The 20,258-nt window shown below is 41.2% G+C and carries 21 protein-coding genes and 1 pseudogene; 1 reads left to right on the forward strand and 21 read right to left on the reverse strand.

Going from position 1 to position 20,258, the window contains the following annotated elements; all coding sequences use genetic code 11:
- Window positions 1-24: 24 nt before the first annotated feature.
- Genes CWC17_RS12405 through CWC17_RS12475 form a run of 15 tightly spaced genes read right to left on the reverse strand, consistent with a single transcriptional unit; the run spans window position 25 to window position 12,677 of the window.
- Entirely contained in the window at window positions 25-510 is a 486-nt protein-coding gene (locus tag CWC17_RS12405) for an agglutinin biogenesis protein MshP (RefSeq protein WP_138613130.1), read from the reverse strand.
- Window positions 500-1,339, reverse strand: a complete 840-nt coding sequence (locus tag CWC17_RS12410; protein ID WP_138613132.1) for a type II secretion system protein — start codon at window positions 1,337-1,339, stop codon at window positions 500-502. The genes CWC17_RS12405 and CWC17_RS12410 overlap by 11 nt, the downstream gene beginning before the upstream one ends.
- Window positions 1,339-1,881: a type II secretion system protein gene (locus tag CWC17_RS12415; protein ID WP_138613134.1), complete on the reverse strand. Its 543-nt coding sequence runs from the start codon at window positions 1,879-1,881 to the stop codon at window positions 1,339-1,341. Before CWC17_RS12415 ends, CWC17_RS12410 begins: the two co-directional genes overlap by 1 nt.
- Window positions 1,868-2,359 carry a pilus assembly FimT family protein gene (locus CWC17_RS12420; RefSeq protein WP_138613136.1) on the reverse strand — a complete coding sequence of 164 codons (492 nt, stop codon included), beginning with the start codon at window positions 2,357-2,359 and terminating at the stop codon, window positions 1,868-1,870. Before CWC17_RS12420 ends, CWC17_RS12415 begins: the two co-directional genes overlap by 14 nt.
- A gap of 9 nt (window positions 2,360-2,368) precedes the next feature.
- Window positions 2,369-2,896, reverse strand: coding sequence for a prepilin-type N-terminal cleavage/methylation domain-containing protein (locus CWC17_RS12425; protein WP_138613138.1), 528 nt, complete (start codon window positions 2,894-2,896; stop codon window positions 2,369-2,371).
- Between the two features lie 19 nt (window positions 2,897-2,915).
- On the reverse strand, window positions 2,916-3,500 hold the full coding sequence (locus CWC17_RS12430; RefSeq protein WP_138613140.1) for a prepilin-type N-terminal cleavage/methylation domain-containing protein: 585 nt from the start codon (window positions 3,498-3,500) through the stop codon (window positions 2,916-2,918).
- A 5-nt stretch (window positions 3,501-3,505) separates the two neighbouring features.
- Window positions 3,506-4,723 (reverse strand): type II secretion system F family protein, encoded by a 1,218-nt coding sequence (locus CWC17_RS12435; protein ID WP_138613142.1) that lies wholly within the window; start codon window positions 4,721-4,723, stop codon window positions 3,506-3,508.
- Entirely contained in the window at window positions 4,710-6,437 is a 1,728-nt protein-coding gene (locus CWC17_RS12440; RefSeq protein ID WP_138613144.1) for a GspE/PulE family protein, read from the reverse strand. The genes CWC17_RS12435 and CWC17_RS12440 overlap by 14 nt, the downstream gene beginning before the upstream one ends.
- Entirely contained in the window at window positions 6,434-7,624 is a 1,191-nt protein-coding gene (locus tag CWC17_RS12445; protein ID WP_138613146.1) for a tetratricopeptide repeat protein, read from the reverse strand. The genes CWC17_RS12440 and CWC17_RS12445 overlap by 4 nt, the downstream gene beginning before the upstream one ends.
- Entirely contained in the window at window positions 7,621-8,523 is a 903-nt protein-coding gene (locus CWC17_RS12450; protein WP_138613148.1) for an ExeA family protein, read from the reverse strand. Before CWC17_RS12450 ends, CWC17_RS12445 begins: the two co-directional genes overlap by 4 nt.
- Window positions 8,524-8,525: 2 nt before the next feature.
- Window positions 8,526-10,184, reverse strand: coding sequence for a pilus (MSHA type) biogenesis protein MshL (gene mshL, locus CWC17_RS12455; protein ID WP_138613150.1), 1,659 nt, complete (start codon window positions 10,182-10,184; stop codon window positions 8,526-8,528).
- Entirely contained in the window at window positions 10,168-10,494 is a 327-nt protein-coding gene (locus tag CWC17_RS12460; protein WP_138613152.1) for an agglutinin biogenesis protein MshK, read from the reverse strand. Before CWC17_RS12460 ends, mshL begins: the two co-directional genes overlap by 17 nt.
- Window positions 10,472-11,152 carry an agglutinin biogenesis protein MshJ gene (locus tag CWC17_RS12465; protein WP_138613154.1) on the reverse strand — a complete coding sequence of 227 codons (681 nt, stop codon included), beginning with the start codon at window positions 11,150-11,152 and terminating at the stop codon, window positions 10,472-10,474. Before CWC17_RS12465 ends, CWC17_RS12460 begins: the two co-directional genes overlap by 23 nt.
- On the reverse strand, window positions 11,149-11,748 hold the full coding sequence (locus CWC17_RS12470) for a PilN domain-containing protein (protein WP_138613156.1): 600 nt from the start codon (window positions 11,746-11,748) through the stop codon (window positions 11,149-11,151). Before CWC17_RS12470 ends, CWC17_RS12465 begins: the two co-directional genes overlap by 4 nt.
- Window positions 11,745-12,677 (reverse strand): hypothetical protein, encoded by a 933-nt coding sequence (locus CWC17_RS12475; protein WP_055014609.1) that lies wholly within the window; start codon window positions 12,675-12,677, stop codon window positions 11,745-11,747. The genes CWC17_RS12470 and CWC17_RS12475 overlap by 4 nt, the downstream gene beginning before the upstream one ends.
- Before the next feature lie 77 nt (window positions 12,678-12,754).
- On the opposite strand from CWC17_RS12475, the gene CWC17_RS12480 reads away from it, so the two are divergent.
- A complete protein-coding gene (locus CWC17_RS12480) occupies window positions 12,755-13,663 on the forward strand; it encodes a 1-aminocyclopropane-1-carboxylate deaminase/D-cysteine desulfhydrase (RefSeq protein WP_138541330.1) in 909 nt (302 codons plus the stop codon).
- Between the two features lie 8 nt (window positions 13,664-13,671).
- Here the strand turns inward: CWC17_RS12480 and CWC17_RS12485 are convergent, their stop codons facing one another.
- From CWC17_RS12485 to CWC17_RS12510, 6 genes and pseudogenes are all read right to left on the reverse strand, one after another.
- The gene (locus CWC17_RS12485) at window positions 13,672-15,396 is read right to left on the reverse strand and encodes an EAL domain-containing protein (RefSeq protein WP_249935922.1); all 1,725 of its coding nucleotides are present in this window, start codon (window positions 15,394-15,396) and stop codon (window positions 13,672-13,674) included.
- A gap of 88 nt (window positions 15,397-15,484) precedes the next feature.
- Window positions 15,485-15,906: pseudogene (locus CWC17_RS12490) on the reverse strand (arsenate reductase family protein).
- Window positions 15,907-15,915: 9 nt separating this feature from the next.
- Window positions 15,916-16,932, reverse strand: coding sequence for an ACR3 family arsenite efflux transporter (gene arsB / locus CWC17_RS12495; RefSeq protein WP_138613158.1), 1,017 nt, complete (start codon window positions 16,930-16,932; stop codon window positions 15,916-15,918).
- 9 nt (window positions 16,933-16,941) lie between these two features.
- Window positions 16,942-17,664: an arsenical resistance protein ArsH gene (arsH, locus tag CWC17_RS12500; protein ID WP_138613160.1), complete on the reverse strand. Its 723-nt coding sequence runs from the start codon at window positions 17,662-17,664 to the stop codon at window positions 16,942-16,944.
- A gap of 428 nt (window positions 17,665-18,092) precedes the next feature.
- On the reverse strand, window positions 18,093-18,791 hold the full coding sequence (ssb, locus tag CWC17_RS12505; RefSeq protein ID WP_138613162.1) for a single-stranded DNA-binding protein: 699 nt from the start codon (window positions 18,789-18,791) through the stop codon (window positions 18,093-18,095).
- A gap of 20 nt (window positions 18,792-18,811) precedes the next feature.
- Window positions 18,812-20,179 (reverse strand): MFS transporter, encoded by a 1,368-nt coding sequence (locus CWC17_RS12510; protein WP_138613164.1) that lies wholly within the window; start codon window positions 20,177-20,179, stop codon window positions 18,812-18,814.
- Window positions 20,180-20,258 lie beyond the last annotated feature (79 nt).

Raw genomic sequence — 20,258 nt, forward strand, 5'->3', positions numbered from 1 at the left:
ATAAAAAACAGAGGGTATATTTGCTCATGGTAATGTTTTAGCCTCCACACTTAGAGTACGTTGGGTTTGCCAATATTCTTTTTGACACGCTGCACCGGCAGCACAATCATTGGCGGCGCACGTTGCTGAGCTTTGTAAATAGTAAATATTAACTGTGCGAGAGCGGGTGCTACTATCGGGCAAGTCGATATATTCACTACAACTCAATTCAACCTCACAGTTGGCTAAATAGAGGGTGCTAAAATTCCTATTAGTGGTTACAGCACTGCATGTTTGTGCTGTGCTATTTAGTGCAAAAATTTCACTTAAACCAGTTTCTAACCCGCTTTGCGCTGCCATATAAGCACGCGCGCCGTAATACTCAATGGTATTTTGTTGCGACGCCCCCGATAACACTTTTGAAAGCGCCAGCCCCAGTGCCAGCATAGTGACGATGATCACCAATGTAATTATGAGCAAATTGCCTTGCTGTTTTTTAGCTAAAGTGATGTTTTTTATCTTAGGGAACATTAGGCACATGCACCTCATGGCTAATACTTATTTGTTCGGTGTCGTTAAACCCCATTTGCGCAAACACATTAACAACCGCGCTGCGCTGCAGTGTAACCTCACTCAATATAAAAAAGGCGCTGCTCGTTAAGTCATTTGAAATATAATTACTCATTAAATCGCGTTTAACGCCCGAGCTAACCTGTAAGCTGGCAGCGTTTAATTGGCTTGTAGTAAAACCGTAGTTGCTATAGCGATACAGTGAATTACCCTCTACACAAAAGCTAACGGGCTGATCTAATAAATAAAGGCGCTTACTCGGTGACTCTTGAGCAAATGCTTTGCTAAATTGCCATGTATCGAGCTCACCTGTAACAGCGCTATAGCCGATGACTTTTAAACGCTTGTTTTGACTTTCATCGTATATATCGCTGCTATTTAATGGGTAGACACTTGCCCAATCGTTTATTTGTGGCTCAGTTAAATTATTAAGCGCAAAATTCACGGCGGTAATCGCAAAAGGAGCGCTGGTGGGTAAATAACCGGTATAGTGAGTGGCAGATAAAAACGGCGTAAATTCTAAACATTGCTGCGTGCTACACGCTCCATTGCTGGCGTTGTCGCAATTTAAGCGCAACGAATTAGGGGTTGCGTGGCGAAGCTCTTTACTTAATCGGGTTAAAATAAATCGACTTTGCGCCACCGCTTCTTGGCGCTTTACACCCTGGCTATAAATATTAAATCCAGCGCTGATAAACGAAAATGACGCCACGGCTAAAATGCCAATAATTACTATAACAAGTAATAGCTCAACTAAGGTAAAACCCTGTTTTTGCTTTGCTCTATTCATTAATAATTACCTTTGTATGCACTAAAGCCGTACACTTGCCCCAAGGGTGAGGTTACTTCAATGGTAATTCGTTTAAAGACAACGCCATCGTTATTGGTTGCCTCGTTTAGGTCGCTGTCGTATTGCACCTTCACAGCCAGTGAAAAATCGCTGTATTGCGCTAATGTATTCCCTAAACTATCACTAATAGGCTGCCCGGTGAGCGCAATATAATCATCAACATCGTTAAAATTTGTGCGTGTTTCTCCGCTGTCTGCACCCAGTTCAGAGCTAGTACTACAAGGCTGTGCACCTAAGCTGGTCTCAGAGCAGCGCCTAAATGGTGGCGAACGTTCGCTATGTTCATCAAATGATTTAGCTAATATTTCGTTCATTAATGCTTGCCCAAGCTCTGACGCTCTCAGCGCGACAATAGGCTCAGCGCTTTGCTTTGCTTGCGGTGCTATAAACGCTGTAATAATGCTTAGCGCAATAGCAAACATGACAATGGCTATAATCAGTTCTATTAAGGTAAAGCCTATTTGCTTTTTAGGGGCAGGCATAAATAAGCCCTTCACCGCTAATGCATACAGCTGCAAGGCCGAGATCAATTTTACAAAACACTGCGCAATTTTGATCAACCCTTCCAAGTGGATCAAAGTTTATTTGCGAAAACGTATTGCCATTGCTATCTAAAGCATTAAAACGTACGTCACTACGCCCAGTGTTTATTTCGACAACTAAATGCTCGCTATTGTTGGTACTTGGGCCGCCCGCACAGGTTTCTGGCTCTGGCCCCGCAACCAAGGTAGGTGAAATATACAGTTTGTGGCAGCTGCTTGTTGCAGTATTTTGCATTGCACGTAATTGTACGGTGCGCAGGGCATTTAATACCCTATCTCTGTATGAGTATGCTTGCTCTGTTGAACTGCCCAGAAACTTGGGCACTGCCGTTACCGACAGTATGCCCAAAATAACTAAGGTAATAATTAGTTCAACAAGGGTGAAGCCACGCAATCGTTGATTACTACTGCTATTCATTTATATAAATTAACACCCACTCGTGATAAGCGTAACCGTAGGTGGTATTACAGATACTGGCGGCGTGCCGTCGTTTTCATCAGATGCTTGTGTATATTCAATACGGCAATCATCAGTTTGCACGTAGCTATTAGGGAAAATAATTGCTTTTTCATCAGCGGCAACCTCTACAAGGTTAAAATCAGCTGAGTCGTCAGATGCAAATGTAACATCTAAAAAAGCCTCAAAGGCTGCTTCTGTTGCCGCAGGGTAGCCATAAGCAGTCGCTACTGCATCACCAGTATCAACGGTCACCGTGGCAGTCGCTTTTTTATGATCGCTTGCGATAATGGATTTACCATTAACGATGTTCATGCCGCTTCGAATTGAGCCTTGTAAACCTTCGAGTGTAGAAGCATTAGCATCACCTTGCAGGTTTAAAAAACGAGGGGCAGCGGTCACCGCTAAAATACCTAAAATCACGATTACAATTATTAGTTCAACAAGCGTAAAACCTGCTTGCTTATTCATTGGTTGTTTTAATGACTGCATTTTCATAAGTAAGCCTCTTTATTACTTAGTTTTTAAAAATTTGCACTTTGCCTGTAGTTGGAAAGTACGAAAACCCTACGTTTTTTGCTATCACAGCGCCATCGGTAGGTAAGTTGTTAGTGTTTAAATTATGCGTTAAATAATAAATACACTGGTTGTTTTTAGCGTTATAACGCACTAAATAACTCACCTCGGTTATTGCAGAAACCTCGGTACTTAATGTGCTTGTAGGCGTATCTTGTAAAATTACCTTTAATACTTTTTGGCATTTCAGTGCAGTCATTGCGCTGGCCCGCGTATCAGTATTAGTCGTTTTATCACCCGTTGGTGTGCCCCTATTTCCATCGACACCAACAATGACACCTCCGTAGTTAATATGTGTTGTATTATTAACGCCTTTCGGGCGCCCCGATAATTCCCAGTGACTTCTTATCATCGTTACCGCTGAAGCAAACCCACCAGCGACTACATCGACACTCGCGTTATGAGCCTGATTTTTAACCCCTATGTATTGAGGTATAGCAAAAGCCATAATAACTGCCAGTAAAACAACTACTAAAATCAGCTCAAACAATGAGAAACCTGTTTCATGAGCGCGCCAGTTATTCATAATGGCTACCCTTTAATAGCCGACATCATGTTCCACATCGGCATAAATATGCCCAGCGCTAAAATAAGCACCATAATGGCAACAAACACGGTCAAAATAGGTTCTATTTTCGCGGTTAAACTGCGTAAGTCGTAATCAACTTCTCGCTCATAAAAGTCGGCCGCCTCTTGCAGTAATTCATCTACTCGGCCCGTTTCTTCACCCACAGCCACCATTTGCAGTACCAGTTGTGAAAATAGCTCGCTACTTCGCGAAGCACGCAGCAAACTGTCGCCTTTTTCGATATCTTGACGCATAGTGATAATGGCTTTCTCCATGTAGCTGTTATCAACTGTATGGGCCGTTAACGACAGCCCTGTCGTCATAGGGACGCCGGAGCGAAGCACCATAGCTAAACTTTGGCTATAACGTCCAAGCAAGGTGCGCTTTAAAATATCGCCGACAAAAGGAATTTTTAGTTTGTGGTGATCCCACTTAAAACGTCCAGCCGAGGTATTTATATAGCGGCGCCAAGCAAGGACTCCACCAATTAACATTAGCGCCAGCAGCCACCAATAATTGACAAAAAAGTTACTTGTACCGATGAGAACTTGGGTCATTAAAGGCAGCTCTGCATCAAATTTTTCGAACATGCTGGCAAAGGTTGGGATCACAAAAATATTTAAAATGATCATCGCGACTAAAAGCGCCAAAATAACAAACGTGGGGTAACGCATAGCCGCTTTTATTCGTTTACGCGTCTCTTGTTCTTTTTCAAAGTAAATAGCCAGTTGATAAAACGCATCTTCTAATCGCCCTGACCCTTCACCAACCTTAACCATAGAAATAGTTAAGCGGCTAAACACCTTATTGTGTATGGCCAAAGCACTCGATAATTCGCGGCCTTGCTCAAGTTGGCGGGTGACTTCAAGCAATACACTTTTAAACTCTTTATTTTGCGTGGTATCAGCCAGGCCTATCATTGCTCTAATAATAGGAATACCCGCTTTAAGTAATGAATACATTTGCCGTGAAAACATGATCATGTCATCAAGGGTTATTTTTTCACTAAACAAGTTATCGAATAACTTAATATTGTTTTTTGTTTCAACCAATGAAATTGATATAGGTATGTACTGGCGCTTTAGTAAGCTATCGGCTACACCTGCCTCGTTATTTGCCTCAACACGCCCTTTAACCAGCGCGCCTTTGGTGTCTTTGGCTTTGTAACTATATAGCTGCATCGTCACCACCTACTACTTCAGGTACATATTCAGCCACTTTAAATACCTCATCTAACGAGGTAATTCCTTGCTTTGCATACGTTAAAGCCATATAAGATAGCGGTGCAAAATTAGCGCTACTTTTAGCCGCTTCGGCAAAACGTTGCGTGTCGTTAATACGCAGAGCATCCATCATAGCGTCGTTCATTTCTAGCAGTTCAAAAATCCCCACTCGTCCTTTATAGCCACTATGGCTACAGGCAGTGCAGCCTTCACCTCGCCAAAACTGTGTGCTGTTAGCATTTTCACCTAAGTAGGTAAGCCAACTTTGCTCTTGTTTGTCTGGATGGTACGGTGTTTTACACTCATTGCAGATGCGCCTAACTAGGCGCTGAGCAATAATAGCCCGTAGTGAACTGGCGACTAAATAAGCTGGCGCCCCCATATCAATTAAGCGCATTGCACTTGATATGGCATCGTTGGTATGAAGTGTAGAAAGCACTAAGTGGCCCGTTAATGCAGCTCTTAGCCCTATATCTACGGTTTCTTGGTCACGCATTTCGCCAACCATAATAATATCGGGGTCTTGGCGTAGTGTGGTTCTTAGTACACTGGCAAAACTTAAACCAATTTTGTTGTTTATTTGCACCTGATTTACCCGCCCAATGCGGTATTCAACCGGATCTTCTACGGTAATAATTTTACTTTCTTGTTGGTTAAGTTCACTTAAAGCGCCGTACAAAGTGGTGGTTTTACCTGAGCCTGTAGGCCCAGTCACTAACACCATGCCATGCGGGCGTTTTATAATGCTGCGCAGGCGCTTTAAAATATGCACCGGCATGCCTGTTTCATCTAACGATAAAAGCCCTGCAGATTGGTCGAGCAACCGCATCACAACTGACTCACCATATTGCACAGGCATTGTCGATAAACGCACATCAATACTGTGCGCGTGTACTTTTATATTAAAACGGCCATCTTGCGGTAAACGCTTTTCCGATATATCTAACCCCGACATAAGCTTGAGTCTAAGCACTAATGCTGAGGCTATTTTTACTTGATTTAGTATATGCTCTTGCAATACACCATCAACGCGTTGGCGAATGCGTAATAGCCTTTCATCGGGCTCTATGTGGATATCTGAGGCGCGTACTTGCACTGCATCTTCAAATATAGATTGCAGTAGTTTTACCACGGTGGCATCAGAGGTTTCATCTGCTAAGGAATTAAGATCAAACTCTTCTACGTCTTCGTATTCTTCGTGTAGCTTTTCAGCAAAGTTAGTAATATCTTCTGTTCGGCGGTACACATTATCAAACGCAGCCATAAGTTGGCTTTCTTGCACTACAGCCAGCTCAACTCGCTTAGGGGCTAGCATTGGCGCTAGCTGATCCAACGCTCTCAAATCTGCGGGGTCACTCATCCCGACTAAAACTGAATCGCCATTATCCTCTATGACTAATGCTCGGTAACGTCTGGCATAAACCTCAGAAAGTAGCTTAGATACATCTGAAGATATTTTCCGCTGCGAAATATCTAAAAATGGTATTTGTAATTGTTGAGCTAAAAAGCGCAATAATTGCGGCTCACTTATAAACTCAAGCGCAATTAATGTAGCCCCTAACTTACGCCCTGACGCGGCTTGCACATTAAGTGCTTCACTTAGCTGCGCTTCGGTGATCATTTGCTCATGAACGAGTAAATCCCCTAAACGCATTTTTAAACTGGGTCTCATAACGCCTCCTTCAATGCAACTAAACGCTGTAGTGCATGTTGCGTCATTACGGCATTTAAACCGCCTAAATCGAGTGCAACTTTATAAAGGTGCTTTGCATCAGCAAATTCTCCCAACGCATCTTTTGAAGTTGCTAACGCCAGCCACCATTTAGCCTGCTGAGGCTGAAGCTGTGTAAGTTGTGTAAAACTCGCAAGCGCTATTTGATGTTGCTGCGCATTTTGTGCTGCGGTGCCTTTTAAAATCCAAAACTCAAGGTTTGCCTGAGGCTCTAGCTCGGCTATGAGCAGTTTAAGTACGCCTTCATACTCTTGCTGCATAATTAAGATTTTACTGAGCATGGTTCGCCACTGCACAACCTCAGGGTTTATTTTTATGCCAGCAACCAATAGCTGCTGAGCCATAAGTACATCTTGTTGCTGAAAGTAGGTTGCCGCGAGTAAGTTTCGCGCTTCTATATGCTCAGGTTGTGTTTGTAAAATAGCGGTTAAATCGTTAATCGCATCATCATATAAAGCAAATTCCAACGCTTGTTTAGCACGCTTTAATTGCTGTGCTATGCGCTGGGCTTTGCTTTGCTTAACACTGGCAGTTTTTACTAATTTATTTTCAACGGGTGGCTGCTCAGCCTGTGTAATGCTTTTTACTGGTGTACTGCTTTTTGCTTCAAGTGGGGCATTTATCTCTGTACTAGCGGCTACTTTTACGCTTGTCTCTGTGGGGCTGTTTTTTTTGCTTAGTAGCGTGTCTTTCTCTACAGCGTGTTGCTGTATTACTTCGTCTTTTGGCTGCTTAAGCAACGCGTTATTGCTTTGCTCCTGCGCCAGTTTTTTTTGCGCAACTGCAGGAGTGTAAGCCGCTTCAGCAGCTGTGCTCTCTTCGTTTAATGGTTTTAAAGGCTTAATTACTGGGGTAATTTTAGCTTGAGCAATTTCAACCGGCTGGCTGCTATTTTTAACAGCATAGGCTTTTTCAGCTGTGTCGCTACTCGGTTGAGGTGCTTGTGCAAAAGGCAAATAAAGGTAGGCTGTAAAAATAATTACAATCGCGAGTAACACACTCAACACTTTAAATAATACATCATGGTAGTCGCGTACAGGGGTAATAGCGACTCCAGCACTTTGCTGCTTACGCTGAGCATTTTGGCGCTGGTCGATGTTTTTGAGCATGTTATTAATCACACTCATAGCCATTGCCTCCATAACCACATAACTGCAATAGCAAACACACTAATAGCTAATAAGCTGTAAGCCCAGTAATGGTTAGCATGGTGCTTTTTGCAATCTTCGGTGTCTGCAATAGCAAGATGTACATGGCGCGGTGTCACTTTATTAAGCCCTTCGCCGTATGCTTGCAGTAAAGCTTTGTGGCATAAAATATTGACCAACCGTGGAATGCCTCGACTTGCACGCGCTATTTTTAATCCTAATCGATTAGTAAATAGTAGCGGCTGATTAAAGCCTGCCACCTGTAAACGGTGATTAATATAATAAATAACCTCACTGGCGGTCATTGCACGCAATGAGTACGAAAAACTGATACGCTGGCGTAACTGCCTCACCTTACTATTAGCTAGCTTTTCATCTAATTCGGGCTGGCCAAATAGCACCACCTGAATAAGCTTTTCGGTTTCGGTTTCTAGGTTTGTAAATAATCGAAGTGCTTCAAGTGTATCCCAACTCAGGCACTGTGCTTCGTCTATTAATAACACAACCCGTTCGTTATCTTCTTGTAGCTCAAGTAAGTAATGATTTATTTGCTGACTTAACGATTGCTGATCTAGCGTTTTATCTACCTCCATGCCAAGCTCTACAGCAATAGCCCAACGTAATTCTTCAGGGCTTAAATATGAATTAGGTAAATAAGCCACGAAATAGTCTTCTTCAATTTGATTTAAAAGTTTTCTGCATAGTAAGGTTTTGCCTGTCCCTACTTCCCCTGTTACTTTTATAAACCCTTCACCCATTTCTAGCGCAGTGGTCAGTACTTGCATGGCTTCGTGGTGCGGTTCAAGCGCACAAAAAAACTCAGTGTTTGGGGTTAAGGTGAAAGGCATTTCACTTAAATTAAAAAAGCTTAAATACATAGTTAGTTCTCATACCATGTATTTAATAGCGCGCGACTATGAGCCTGTTGCTTTTTCCATGTGTCGGGCATCACCACCGTTGGCTTGATTAAAATAACGAGCTCTTTTTTCTCTTGGCGCTTACTAATACTTTTAAATAAATTACCTAATATTGGAACATCGCCTAAAATCGGTGTTTTCGACTCTTCATCTTCCGTGGTGGTTTGCATTAACCCACCTATTACGACTATTTCACCACTTTGAGCGCGGATCACCGTATCAGATTCACGAATATTGCTTTGTGCAAGCGGCAACTCAAAACGCTGATCATCTAATGTAATCACCTTTAGCTGCTCTTCTGTTTCGGTCACCGAAGGGTGAACATGTAAAATGACTGAGCCATATTTATCAATTTGCGGTGTGACATCGAGCGCAATGCCCGAAAAAAACGGCGTTAGGTCTATTTCTGGAGACGTAGTCGTTGAGGTGCCCGTTACTGTTGTGCTCGAAACGTTAGTAACAAAGTACTCATCTTGTCCTACTTTAATCACGGCTTTTTGATTGTTTGTAGCCGTTACACGGGGGTTAGAAAGCATTTGTAGGTCACCCTGGGTTTCAAGCAAGCTAATTACGCCGCTAAAGTCGCCTTTTTCAATCGTTAACGAGGAAACCCCTCCTAAAGTAGCTGAAATAGAATTACCTATGCTGCCTGCTGTTGTTGCAAACGACACCCCACCTTCTAACCCTCTAGAAATTCGCTCCCAGTTAACTCCTTGTTGGTACTCATCTTTTAGAGTTATTTCGACAATTTTAGCTTCAAGAATAACTTGTCGCTGAAGGTTTTCTTGGCTTTGACGTAAAAAATCTTTTAACTGGTTTATTTCACTTGGTAAGGCATTAACCGTAACTAAGCTTGCCTGCGGGCTGGCAACCACATAACGCCCATCGTTTGAGCCAATAAGCGATTTAAGAGCAAGTTCAAGCTCCTTCCAAAAGTCGTTTTGATTAATTGTTTGGATGCGAGAGCCATTTAACTCAGTATTTTGATTATCGCTGCCAAACTGATTATTTTGGCTCGAATTATTGCTGCTGTATGAGTTTGAATTTGAACTTGAGTTGTTTTGTGAGAACTGGCTTACCCCACCTGCAACAACACTTACCGTTGATTGCCCATGGCGCTGCATCATTAAATAATTAACCGGTATAGTTTCTGTGCGCATAATTGCAGGTAGCACCTGTACAATACGGCCTTCTTGAACAATATCTAATGGGTACATGCGTTTAATAACCGCTATCACTTCTTCAAAGGTTACGTTTTTTAAATTTAAAGAAATAACACCGCTTACCTGTGGGTGTACTGCCACGCTGTATGGCGTATCAGCCGTTAAGCCATTAAAAAATGAGCGTATTTCTACCTCTTTTGCGGCTACATCAAAACGTTTTACAGCTAACTCATTGGTTAGGCTTTGCTCACTATTAAGTGATGAAAGTAGGCTTTGTGTAAGCGCACTACTTACTTCTACTGGAGCTACACTCTTTGCCTTGTTACTTACAGGCGCAAGCTCTTGAGCAATATGTGGCTGAATCTCTTTTCCGGGCTTAAAACTATGGCACGCCGTTAAAAAAGGCGGTATTAAAATAAGCGCAAGCCATGGCTTTGTTGTATTATTTTTTAATTTCATAGTCGTATAATTCTAATTTTATTTGCTTATCATCATTTGCTAACAGCACTGAATTAGCGTTTATTGTTAGCACCCGAAATTTACCTACTACATCTCCTGGCTTATATACCTGCTTAGAAATAATCGCTTTGTATTGCTTTTCGGTTTTAATAATTGACTGTAACAACAGCGCTGTATTACTTACTGCAGCGCCATTTATTATTGGTGTTTTGCTAGGTTGTGTAGGGTCGCGCAGTATTTCAGCTGAACTGATAACAGGGGAAAAACATATGCAAATCACACACAAACTATAAAGCAATAAATTTTTCATTGGCGCTCACCGTGGCTATTTGTAATGTTAACTCTGCATTAGGGTATGTTTTCACTTGATAATTAAATTGCTGTATAAGCAGCTTTTGTTGGCTTGCTTTAAGGCCTTCTAAATAACCTTGTAAACTAAAATAACGTCCCTGCAATGTAACCACCATTTGGTGCTCAAAAAACAGCGTTTGCGTATCGTGTTCACCCAGTTTTTCTACATCAATTGCTTTTGCTGGGTTTACCCTAAAGCTAACAACACGCACATCGGGTGTGTTTACGAATAGATCCCTTAATACAGCGGGTACTTTGTTAGCCGAAATAAAACCTTGGCTAAACATGCTTAGCTTATTATTTATCTCTTCTAACTCGCGCTGTGTTTGCCCAACCTGATTTCTTAGTACTTTTGTGTAGTCATGCTCTAATGCCTGTGTAAGCATAGAAAGCTGTGCTTCATTTTGGTTTATTTTTTGCCACAATTCATTTTGCTTAATGCGTAAATTGTTTACTGCATCTTGCTGTGGGAACACTACAAACCATAATCCCAAGTAAACAATCAGAAATAAGCCAACAAATAGCACTGAATACTTTTCGCGCTGCTGCAACGTTGCGAATCTTGTTTGGTATTTAACAAATAATGGCCAGCCTTTTTTTTCATTTTGCTCACTCATTGCGTTACCTCACTTTCACTCAGCTGTGTAGCAACATTAAACTCGCTCACCCCCTCGCTGCTCGACAACTCTACAACTGAAAACTCCTTTCCATTGAAAAAGCTTGATTGCTTAAGATTGGTAAGCCAAATAGGTAAAAATTTTGCTTGCTGTGCGCGCCCTTTAAGTATTATTTTTTGACCATCAAATTTTATTTGGTCAAGCCAAATCTGCGGCTCGTGGTACGCTGCCAAATCACGCATAACATCTGCGTAATCTGTTTTGGTATGCATAGATGTGTTTTCTAAATAATCAAACACCTGTTGTTTATGCAATATCTCTTGTTGCAGTACTTTTAGTTCATCAATCAAATGCGATTTATTTTGTTTATCAGCTAAGCGCTGCTTTACCACACTTAATTGCTGTTGTGTGTGTGTTAAATAGGCCTCGCTTTGTGTTACTAATTGCAGACTTTTATGCTCTTCGTATAAATAAAAAAGCCAAGTTAATGCAACTACACATAAGGTAGCTAGCCAAAGTACGAGCATGCCTTTAAAAGGAACGGGGTCGCGCCTAACCCTAATCGCTTTTTGGTAAAAATTAATCCGTGTTTTCATAGCACTGAATCCGGACTGGTTAATTGATACGCTGCCCCCAATGCGTAATAGAAGCTCGGCTCAAGATCTTGGGCTAGATCGATATTAGGTTTGAAATCAACAACTTTTACTTGTAAAAATTCTGCAAGGCCAGCCCTTAAAGTCAAAGACGACAGGTCATCGCAGTGCAGCTGAATACTTCTAATAGGAGGCTGCTTTAATTGGCTTTCGAAAAAGTCCATCGACCTTTGAATCTCAAGACCAAGGGCTTCAACTAGCCCGTGTGTACGCTCTTTATCCGAAATACCTAAAAACCCGTTCAATCGTCTAGCTAATAAAAGCTGACCATCGCGAATAATTAAAATACGAGGCTCGTGCCCTGCATGTTGCACTATAAGCATGTGTGCACTTTTATCTTCACCAAACAAGGTTACTAAAATCATCTCTTCCGAGGTCATTGCCCTGAGGACAGGCTTTATTTTTGAAAAGCTATCGATAAAAGGCAGTAACTGAAGTTTATTGGTAATAAACACATTCATTTTACTGCTTTGCATAGGCTGAACGATTGGGTAATCGATAAAATCGGCAACAATGTTCTCTGGCGGAATATCAACTAAATCTTTTGTTGTCCAAGGTAAGGATTGAATGATTTCTTCGTCACTCAACATGGGTTTATCCATTTGCACTATTTGATAAAAATAGTGAGGCACCACTAAATTTACTGGGCACACCTCTGCACAAACTTCATTTGTGCAAGTTGCAATAGCAGCTGTATAATCTGTGAGGTCTTCAACATTCACGCTATATGAGTTATGAACGTACCACTGCCCTTGATTTTTTTTTAAACACACTGCTTTTACAGTATCTGCATAAGTAGCAATACCAATTGATGTGCTAGAGTCTAAACTGCGATTTAACCAAGATAACAACGAAAACAGCTTTTTTTTCATACAGCTACTATTGTTAATAAGAGATTAACTAAGTGTCGTACAAGATTGTTGGTTTGCAAGTATAAACACGAGAAATAATGCTTAATTTATTTAATATTGAAAAAGAAAGCCCAATACAACAAATAGATAGCGATTGTCTAAAAAAAAGAAACATACGCTTAAGCATTAAAAGAGATGACCTGCTCCACCCACTTATTAGTGGTAACAAATGGCGTAAACTAAAATATAATTTACAGCATATGCAAGCCTCCAATAAAACACAGTTACTCACTTTTGGAGGCGCGTTTTCTAATCATATTCATGCCTGCGCTGGGGCGGGTAAATTATTTAATATAAAAACCCACGCCATCATTAGAGGACCACATTTAGACACCCAAAACCCCACAGTGCGATTTGCTAAACAATGTGCAATGGACTTACATGCGGTTACGCGTATTGAATATAAGCAGCGCCATGACCCAGATTACTTAGCTCAGCTGCAAGCACAATTCCCCTATGCATACATAATTCCAGAGGGTGGAAGTAATACACATGCTTTGCCAGGGTGTGCTGAGCTTGCTAAAAGCTTACCTAAGCATGATTACTTAATTTGTCCCACAGGCAGTGGCGGTACACTTGCAGGTTTAATTGAAGGCAGCTTTGAGGCCACACAGCTGCTAGGAATTGCGGTATTAAAGCAAGCCGAATACCTTAACAAAGAAATTACAACACTTAGTAAAAAAGCCGCCCAGCAATCAAATTGGCAACTACTTACAGAGTTTCATGATGGCGGTTATGGAAAGTTTACCAATGAATTGTGGCAGTTTTGCCAACGCATGCAGCAGCGCCATAACTTACCCCTGGAACCTATATACAGTGGTAAAATGATGTATGCATTATGGCAGCTGATCGAACAAGACTACTTTGCTGCTGGTAGTCACATAATGGCTATTCATACAGGCGGTTTACAGGGGCTTAATGGTTTAAAGTATCGTGGCTTGATTTAGTGTAATTCCTAATAAAACGTGGCATGTGTGTACTCTTGCAAGGGCTCAGAAAAGTAAAAGCCTTGTGCAGCAACTACGCCTAGTTTAGCCAACATAAGTAGCTCTTTTTGGGTTTCTACACCCACCGCGTACACAGGTATATTGAGCAACTTGCTTTGCGCTACAATATTTTTAACCTGTTTTTGTTGTTGAGTCTTTTCATCCACATTATGAACAAGCGGATACCCTAGTTTTATACCGCTAACTAATTTTTGAGAAGCAATTTGGTTAATGTGCTCCACATTCTGTACATTATCAATCACCAGCACACTTTGTAGGGCCGTCAGTTTGTCAAAGGCACCAGCTAGTTGCCCTTGGTACTTAATAAAGTCTGCTTCGCTAATTTCAAACTGTAATTTTCGCTTTGTCGTAAAATCTTTCATATTGGTGACAAACCAGCTCCAAAACTGCTCGTTAAACCAGTTACTTATATGCAAATTAACGCTCACCGTTAGTGCGCTGGACTCAGCTAAAATAAGCTTTTTAACTTGAAGTAGCACCGCTTTATCTAACTCAAATGCTTGGTGATTGTTAAAATCTTGATTAATAAAGTAACGCGCAGCTAATAAACCGTGCGGTTGCTGCCTAATTCTTATTAGCACTTCATGTTGTACAATATCGCCGCTGGTGATCATAAATAACGGTTGAAAGAACAAGATAAATTTATTCTTTTTAATATTTTCAATAACCTGCTTACTTGAAATTAAGTTCCCTTGCTCGTGCTGTAACGCGAGCCTATGCCAGTGTTGCATCACGTTTTTTTCTGAAAAAAGCAAGGCAGACTTAGCTAACTTAAAAATAACAGGTTGTTCGGCTGCATACCGATAATCACACAAACCAACTTTTATGTTTTTGCGTTTTACAGTACTTCGATAGCGCCTACAAATTTGATAAACGCATTCGTGTAGGCTTTCACTGTATGTATCTAGCTTTGCTACAGGGATATTATTTAAAGTAATAGCAAGGTTGTTAGCATCAAATACATTAACTGATACTGCAGGAAGCTCTTTAAAATATTTTGCTATCAATACCTTAAAGCTTGCTTGGGTATCGGTATTTTCATCAAACACACAATCACATTTCACTATGGAAAATAAGCTATGCCGCGCTGCACTAACACCGTACATAGACTTTACTTCGCAGTTTAATGTGGTGATTTGCGTAGAAAGTTTTTTTGCAGCTTTAGTTTTGCTGTAAGGCAATGGCAGGCTCGCTGCCGGTTTTGTTACTAATACTTTCCACCATTTAACCCACCAGCTAGTGGCACCTAATATAATGATATTTAATAGTAAAAATAAGTAGGCTTGCTCCACCCAGGCAGGCCAGTGGTATAAACTTATGCTGAGCGTTTTATAGCTAAATACATCGTGCTGTATATCAACTAAGTATTTGAAGTGTTCGGCATTTGAGTGTGCAGCCAGCATAAAGCCCTTACTTTGCACCAAAGCCTGCACTATTTCTTTATCAGCATTAGCGTTAATTTGCAGCTCATAAATTTGCTGTGTTAACTGCTGGCCATTTTTGTGGATTTTTTTATGAAGCGTATTATTTAAAAGCACATTAAAAATAATGACTACCAGCAAAAAACTCGTTAAGTACATTATTTTTTTTTGCTTACCAAGTTTTATAAAGGCTTTATGCATAGTGCTCTCTGTGGCAACGCGACTATTTAAAGTGTTGTTCAAAATAGTCATTAGCACAAGCACGCTAAGCAAGTTTAAATGTTTATAATTTTGCTAAACAAAAAAACCCCGTGTAAACGGGGTTTTGGCTAATAATTTATTAATTTTTAGGTTGCTCGCCCTGCGCGTTCAATATCATTTCGCCGTCTTCTTTGTATAGCTCACCTTTAGGCCATAGCGCTAACAGCGTTAAAACTTGCTCACTAGGGCGACACAACTTAACCCCTTTTTCGGTGCACACTATAGGTCTGTTAACGAGTATTGGGTGCGCAAGCATGGCCTCTAAAATAGCTTCACCTGTTATGTTTTCACTCAACAAACCTAGTTTTTTAGCAGGCGATTTACTCACTCTCAACGCTGTTTTTGGTGTTAAGTTTGCTGCGGCAAATAACGCTAGTAACTGAGGTTTTGTCCAGCCCTCTTTAAGGTATTCAATAACAATGGGGTTATAGCCAGCGCCTTAATAATCTGCAATACATTGCGCGATGTACCACAATCGGCGTTATGATGAATAACAACCATAACACTCTCCTAGTTAAACCAATGACGCGTTTTATTAGCAAAATAAACTAAGCTAAGCATAACAGGTACTTCAACAAGCACGCCTACAACGGTGGCAAGCGCAGCGCCAGAGTGTAAACCAAACAATGAAATAGCCACGGCAACAGCCAGTTCAAAAAAGTTAGAGGTTGCAATCATGCAAGCTGGCGCTGCAATACTATGAGCTAGGCCCATTTTTTTTGCAGCTATATAAGCTATTGCAAAAATACCATACGTTTGAATAAGCAACGGAATAGCAATCAATACAATGGCTTCTGGTTTATCTATTAAAGTTTGAGACTGAAAACCAAACAAAAGCGCCACCGTTGCCAGTAAACCAATGATGGAATATGGTTTCATTACCTTTAAAAAGTGATTTAACCGTGTGTGATCTTCACCTTTATCTAACTTTTTGCGGGTAATAGCGCCTGCTATTAATGGAATAAGTACATACAAAACCACCGAGAGTAATAACGTGTCCCACGGTACCGTTATGTCTGTTACCCCTAGTAATAAGCCTGCAATGGGCGCAAAGGCAAAAATCATAATAATATCGTTAATAGATACCTGCACTAACGTGTAATTAGCATCACCTTTTGTTAATTGGCTCCACACAAACACCATTGCAGTACATGGTGCTACACCTAATAAAATCATACCGGCTATGTATTCTGTCGCTGTTTGTGGGTCAACAAAGTCTGCAAAAATACCTTTGAAAAATAACCATCCTAGTAAGGCCATGGTAAAGGGCTTTATGAGCCAGTTGATAACAACTGTCAGCACTAAGCCTTTAGGCTTTTTACCTACATCTTTAATAGAGGAGAAGTCAATTTGCACCATCATCGGGTAAATCATAAACCAAATAAGTACAGCGATAACAATATTTACATGTGCATATTCTAAGCTTGCAACAACACTAAATATATCGGGTATCACGTAACCAGCTATAATGCCTACCGCAATTGCCAGCGCTACCCACACCGATAAAAAACGTTCAAATAACCCCACAGTAACCTCCTAAATGTCTTTTTGATTTACGCGTTTACTGAGCTGCTCTGCTGTTTCTACTCGCTCAGAGTATCTATCAACAAAGTGTTCTTTTTGGTCGCGCATTAATAAGGTAAATTTTACGAGCTCTTCCATTACATCCACAATTCGATTGTAAAAAGCGGAAGGCTTCATTCGGCCATTTTCTTCAAATTCTAAAAACGCTTTAGGCACAGATGACTGATTAGGTATTGTTACCATGCGCATCCAACGCCCTAGTACGCGTAACTGATTAACCACATTAAATGACTGCGAACCACCACAAACCTGCAGTACAGCCAGCGTTTTACCTTGTGTAGGTCTTACGCCACCCAGGTTTAATGGAACCCAATCAATCTGGTTTTTAAATACACTCGTCATAGCACCGTGTCGCTCCGGCGAGCACCATACTTGCCCTTCAGACCAGAGCATTAAATCACGTAGCTCTTGCACCTTAGGGTGCGTCTCATCTTCACTATCTGTTATGGGTAACCCCTCAGGGTTAAATATTTTAACCTCAGCACCAAAGTGGGTTAGCAAGCGCGCACTCTCTTCTATAACCAACTTGCTATATGAGCGGGCTCGCAGCGATCCGTATAACAATAAAATTTTAGGCTTATGAGATGAAAACGTTCGTGTGAAATCCTTAACGCTAGGAGGAGTGCTTTGTGAGAGTGCTAAATTAGGTAGCTCGTGTTCAATTGATTTACTCATAACCTTTAACCTTATAGCTCTGTAGTGAACTAAATACATATGAAAAAACAGATATATGAAATTTCACATATAAAGACATCAGAGTCAACTCTATTTATACCCACCCGCTTAATTAAGTGAGCTATTTGGTGGATGGAAAAACGTGTTGATAGCCAGGAAAAAAATTCGCTATTTAGTTTCTCTCGGCAATTGCTTCTGCATTGCTCTACCTTCTGCTTCCATGCAGTTATAAATGAGAATTTTTAAACACTGATAGCGACACTTTTAGCCCCTCAAAATGATGAAGCTTATTGCGGACAGGTATGAGATTGGCATTTAACTTTCGATCGTAAAAAATGCTCTCTGGGCAGTGGTTATCTGTAAGTAAAAACTAAAAAAGCCGCTTAGTAGCGGCTTTTAAAATTACATTTCAACATTTTTGTCTTTGGTTAAAAAGGAATGTCATCATCAAAATCTATTGTTGGTTCCATAGGATTTGATGCGCCGCCTTGTGGGGCATTTTGCGGCTTAGGTGCAAAACCACCTTGCTGCTGTGGTGCACTATTTTGCTGTGGAGCGAAGCCGCTATTGTTTGATTGCTGGTATTGGTTATTTTGCTGTGGTGCAGCCGCTGCAGCCGGACGCTGTGCTGGAGCCGCCTGCTGTTGTTGCCCATAGCCACCGCCTTGCTGACCTTGGTTATTTTGGCCATAACCACCGCCTTGCTGATTATTCTGGTAACCGCCACCTTGTTGGCCGCCTTGATTACCTTGATAGCCACCAGCTTGCTGATCACCACCACGAGCGCCTAGCATTTGCATTTGACCTGTAAAGCCATCAACGACAATTTCAGTTGTGTATTTTTCTTGGCCTTGCTGATCAGTCCATTTACGTGTCTGTAGTTTACCTTCTACGTAAATTTGTGAGCCTTTGCGGCAGTATTCGCCAACAATTTCAGCTAATTTGCCAAAAAACACGACACGGTGCCACTCAGTTTTATCAACCATTTGGCCAGTGTTTTTATCTTTATAGCTATCTGACGTTGCTAAGGTAATATTTGCTACACCATTGCCATTAGGCATGTAACGAACTTCAGGATCTTGTCCTAAATTACCAACCAAAATTACTTTGTTCACACCGCGTGCCATGGAACCATCTCCTATAAACGTTAGATTAAACCAGCTACTTTACGTGCTTGGTCTAGGTCGAATTCTTTATCATTAATCTTTAAATAGCTGCGGCTTTCGTCGCGTACTACTGTTGCTTCTATTACGCCAGGTAAAGCAACTAGCTGAGAAGCAAGTTCTTGAGCTTGCTCTTCAGAACTTAAATTGGTCATTAAACTAATAACTTTACTTTTCGGTGGGACTTGCATTTTCCACGCAATAATAAGCCATATTAACCCAACAAGTGCCGCTGCCGCAAACACAGCTTGTGTACTTGTTGTTTGTGCTACGTAACCCCCTAAAATACCACCTAAAAAAGCCCCTAAAAACTGGCTAGAGGAATACCCGCCCATCGCCGAACCTTTTTGGCTTGCAGGGGCTATACGCGATACAAGCGCAGGCATAGTCGCTTCCAAGAAATTAAATGCGACAAAATAAAGCAGCATACAAATGGCAATGCCAATCACACTATTTACCCAAATAGACATGGCAAACATACTGACCGAAAGCAGCGCAATTGATCCAATAAAAACCTGTTTTTCTTTTTCTTTTTTAATGGCAATAATCATCATTGGCACCATTAAAATAAACGCTAGCAGCAACACCGGAATATATAAATACCAGTGGTGGTTGGCAACTAAGCCGTCTTCTATTAGCTGGCTTGGTAGTACCACAAAAATAGTGGTGAGTGTTAAATGTAGCAGTAACACACCAGCATTTAAGCGCGATAATTGCGGATGCTTAATTAATTTTTTTATGTCGCTAAAGCTTGCCAAGGTGTCGCCTTTAGGCGCTTTATTAACGGCATTAGGCACTAAAAATAAAATAATACCAATACCAAACACGGCAAGGATTGCTGTTAACCAAAATACCCCTGCTACGCCCCACGACGCTGCAACTATGGGCCCAAGTAACATAGCAAAGGCGAAACTCATGCCTATGCTCATACCAATTACAGCCATTACTTTAGGGCGTTGTTCGTCGCGGCTTAGGTCGCTGGCAAAAGCAAGTAATGCACTGGCTATAGCGCCCATACCTTGTAGTGCTCGGCCCAATGTAACCATCTGAATAGATTCAGCTAGTGCTGCAATAACTGAGCCCAACGCAAACACAACTAAGCCACCAACAATGACTTTTTTACGGCCTATTTTATCTGACAAACGCCCCATGGGTATTTGCAGTACTGCTTGGGTTAAACCATAAGCGCCAATAGCAAACCCTATCCACATAGGCGAAAACCCATCAAGCGATTGACCATAAATAGCCAATACAGGCATCAGCATAAACAAGCCGAGCATTCTAAATGCAAACACACTCGCCAGCGATACTGCGGCGCGTTTTTCTCGTGAATTAAGTGAAGATGCGGTCATTATCTGCGTAATCTTACGATATGAAAAATTTAGGCTGGGATTCTACCACAAGCTTGGCAATAATTAATCGCCTATAAGT

The sequence above is a fragment of the Pseudoalteromonas sp. S3785 genome, assembly GCF_005887365.1.
GTDB lineage: Bacteria > Pseudomonadota > Gammaproteobacteria > Enterobacterales > Alteromonadaceae > Pseudoalteromonas.

Bases quoted from the DNA above. Each gene is read 5' to 3' on its own strand.
- CWC17_RS12405 (WP_138613130.1), bottom strand. From the start codon at position 510: ATGTTCCCTAAGATAAAAAACATCACTTTAGCTAAAAAACAGCAAGGC.
- CWC17_RS12445 (WP_138613146.1), bottom strand. From the start codon at position 7,624: ATGAGTGTGATTAATAACATGCTCAAAAACATCGACCAGCGCCAAAAT.
- CWC17_RS12460 (WP_138613152.1), bottom strand. From the start codon at position 10,494: ATGAAAAATTTATTGCTTTATAGTTTGTGTGTGATTTGCATATGTTTT.
- CWC17_RS12440 (WP_138613144.1), bottom strand. From the start codon at position 6,437: ATGAGACCCAGTTTAAAAATGCGTTTAGGGGATTTACTCGTTCATGAG.
- CWC17_RS12430 (WP_138613140.1), bottom strand. From the start codon at position 3,500: ATGAATAACTGGCGCGCTCATGAAACAGGTTTCTCATTGTTTGAGCTG.
- CWC17_RS12420 (WP_138613136.1), bottom strand. From the start codon at position 2,359: ATGAATAGCAGTAGTAATCAACGATTGCGTGGCTTCACCCTTGTTGAA.
- ssb (WP_138613162.1), bottom strand. From the start codon at position 18,791: ATGGCACGCGGTGTGAACAAAGTAATTTTGGTTGGTAATTTAGGACAA.
- mshL (WP_138613150.1), bottom strand. From the start codon at position 10,184: ATGAAATTAAAAAATAATACAACAAAGCCATGGCTTGCGCTTATTTTA.
- arsH (WP_138613160.1), bottom strand. From the start codon at position 17,664: ATGAGTAAATCAATTGAACACGAGCTACCTAATTTAGCACTCTCACAA.
- CWC17_RS12465 (WP_138613154.1), bottom strand. From the start codon at position 11,152: ATGAGTGAGCAAAATGAAAAAAAAGGCTGGCCATTATTTGTTAAATAC.
- CWC17_RS12470 (WP_138613156.1), bottom strand. From the start codon at position 11,748: ATGAAAACACGGATTAATTTTTACCAAAAAGCGATTAGGGTTAGGCGC.
- CWC17_RS12410 (WP_138613132.1), bottom strand. From the start codon at position 1,339: ATGAATAGAGCAAAGCAAAAACAGGGTTTTACCTTAGTTGAGCTATTA.
- CWC17_RS12415 (WP_138613134.1), bottom strand. From the start codon at position 1,881: ATGCCTGCCCCTAAAAAGCAAATAGGCTTTACCTTAATAGAACTGATT.
- CWC17_RS12475 (WP_055014609.1), bottom strand. From the start codon at position 12,677: ATGAAAAAAAAGCTGTTTTCGTTGTTATCTTGGTTAAATCGCAGTTTA.
- CWC17_RS12425 (WP_138613138.1), bottom strand. From the start codon at position 2,896: ATGAAAATGCAGTCATTAAAACAACCAATGAATAAGCAAGCAGGTTTT.
- CWC17_RS12485 (WP_249935922.1), bottom strand. From the start codon at position 15,396: ATGACTATTTTGAACAACACTTTAAATAGTCGCGTTGCCACAGAGAGC.
- CWC17_RS12435 (WP_138613142.1), bottom strand. From the start codon at position 4,723: ATGCAGCTATATAGTTACAAAGCCAAAGACACCAAAGGCGCGCTGGTT.
- CWC17_RS12480 (WP_138541330.1), top strand. From the start codon at position 12,755: ATGCTTAATTTATTTAATATTGAAAAAGAAAGCCCAATACAACAAATA.
- CWC17_RS12510 (WP_138613164.1), bottom strand. From the start codon at position 20,179: ATGACCGCATCTTCACTTAATTCACGAGAAAAACGCGCCGCAGTATCG.
- CWC17_RS12450 (WP_138613148.1), bottom strand. From the start codon at position 8,523: ATGTATTTAAGCTTTTTTAATTTAAGTGAAATGCCTTTCACCTTAACC.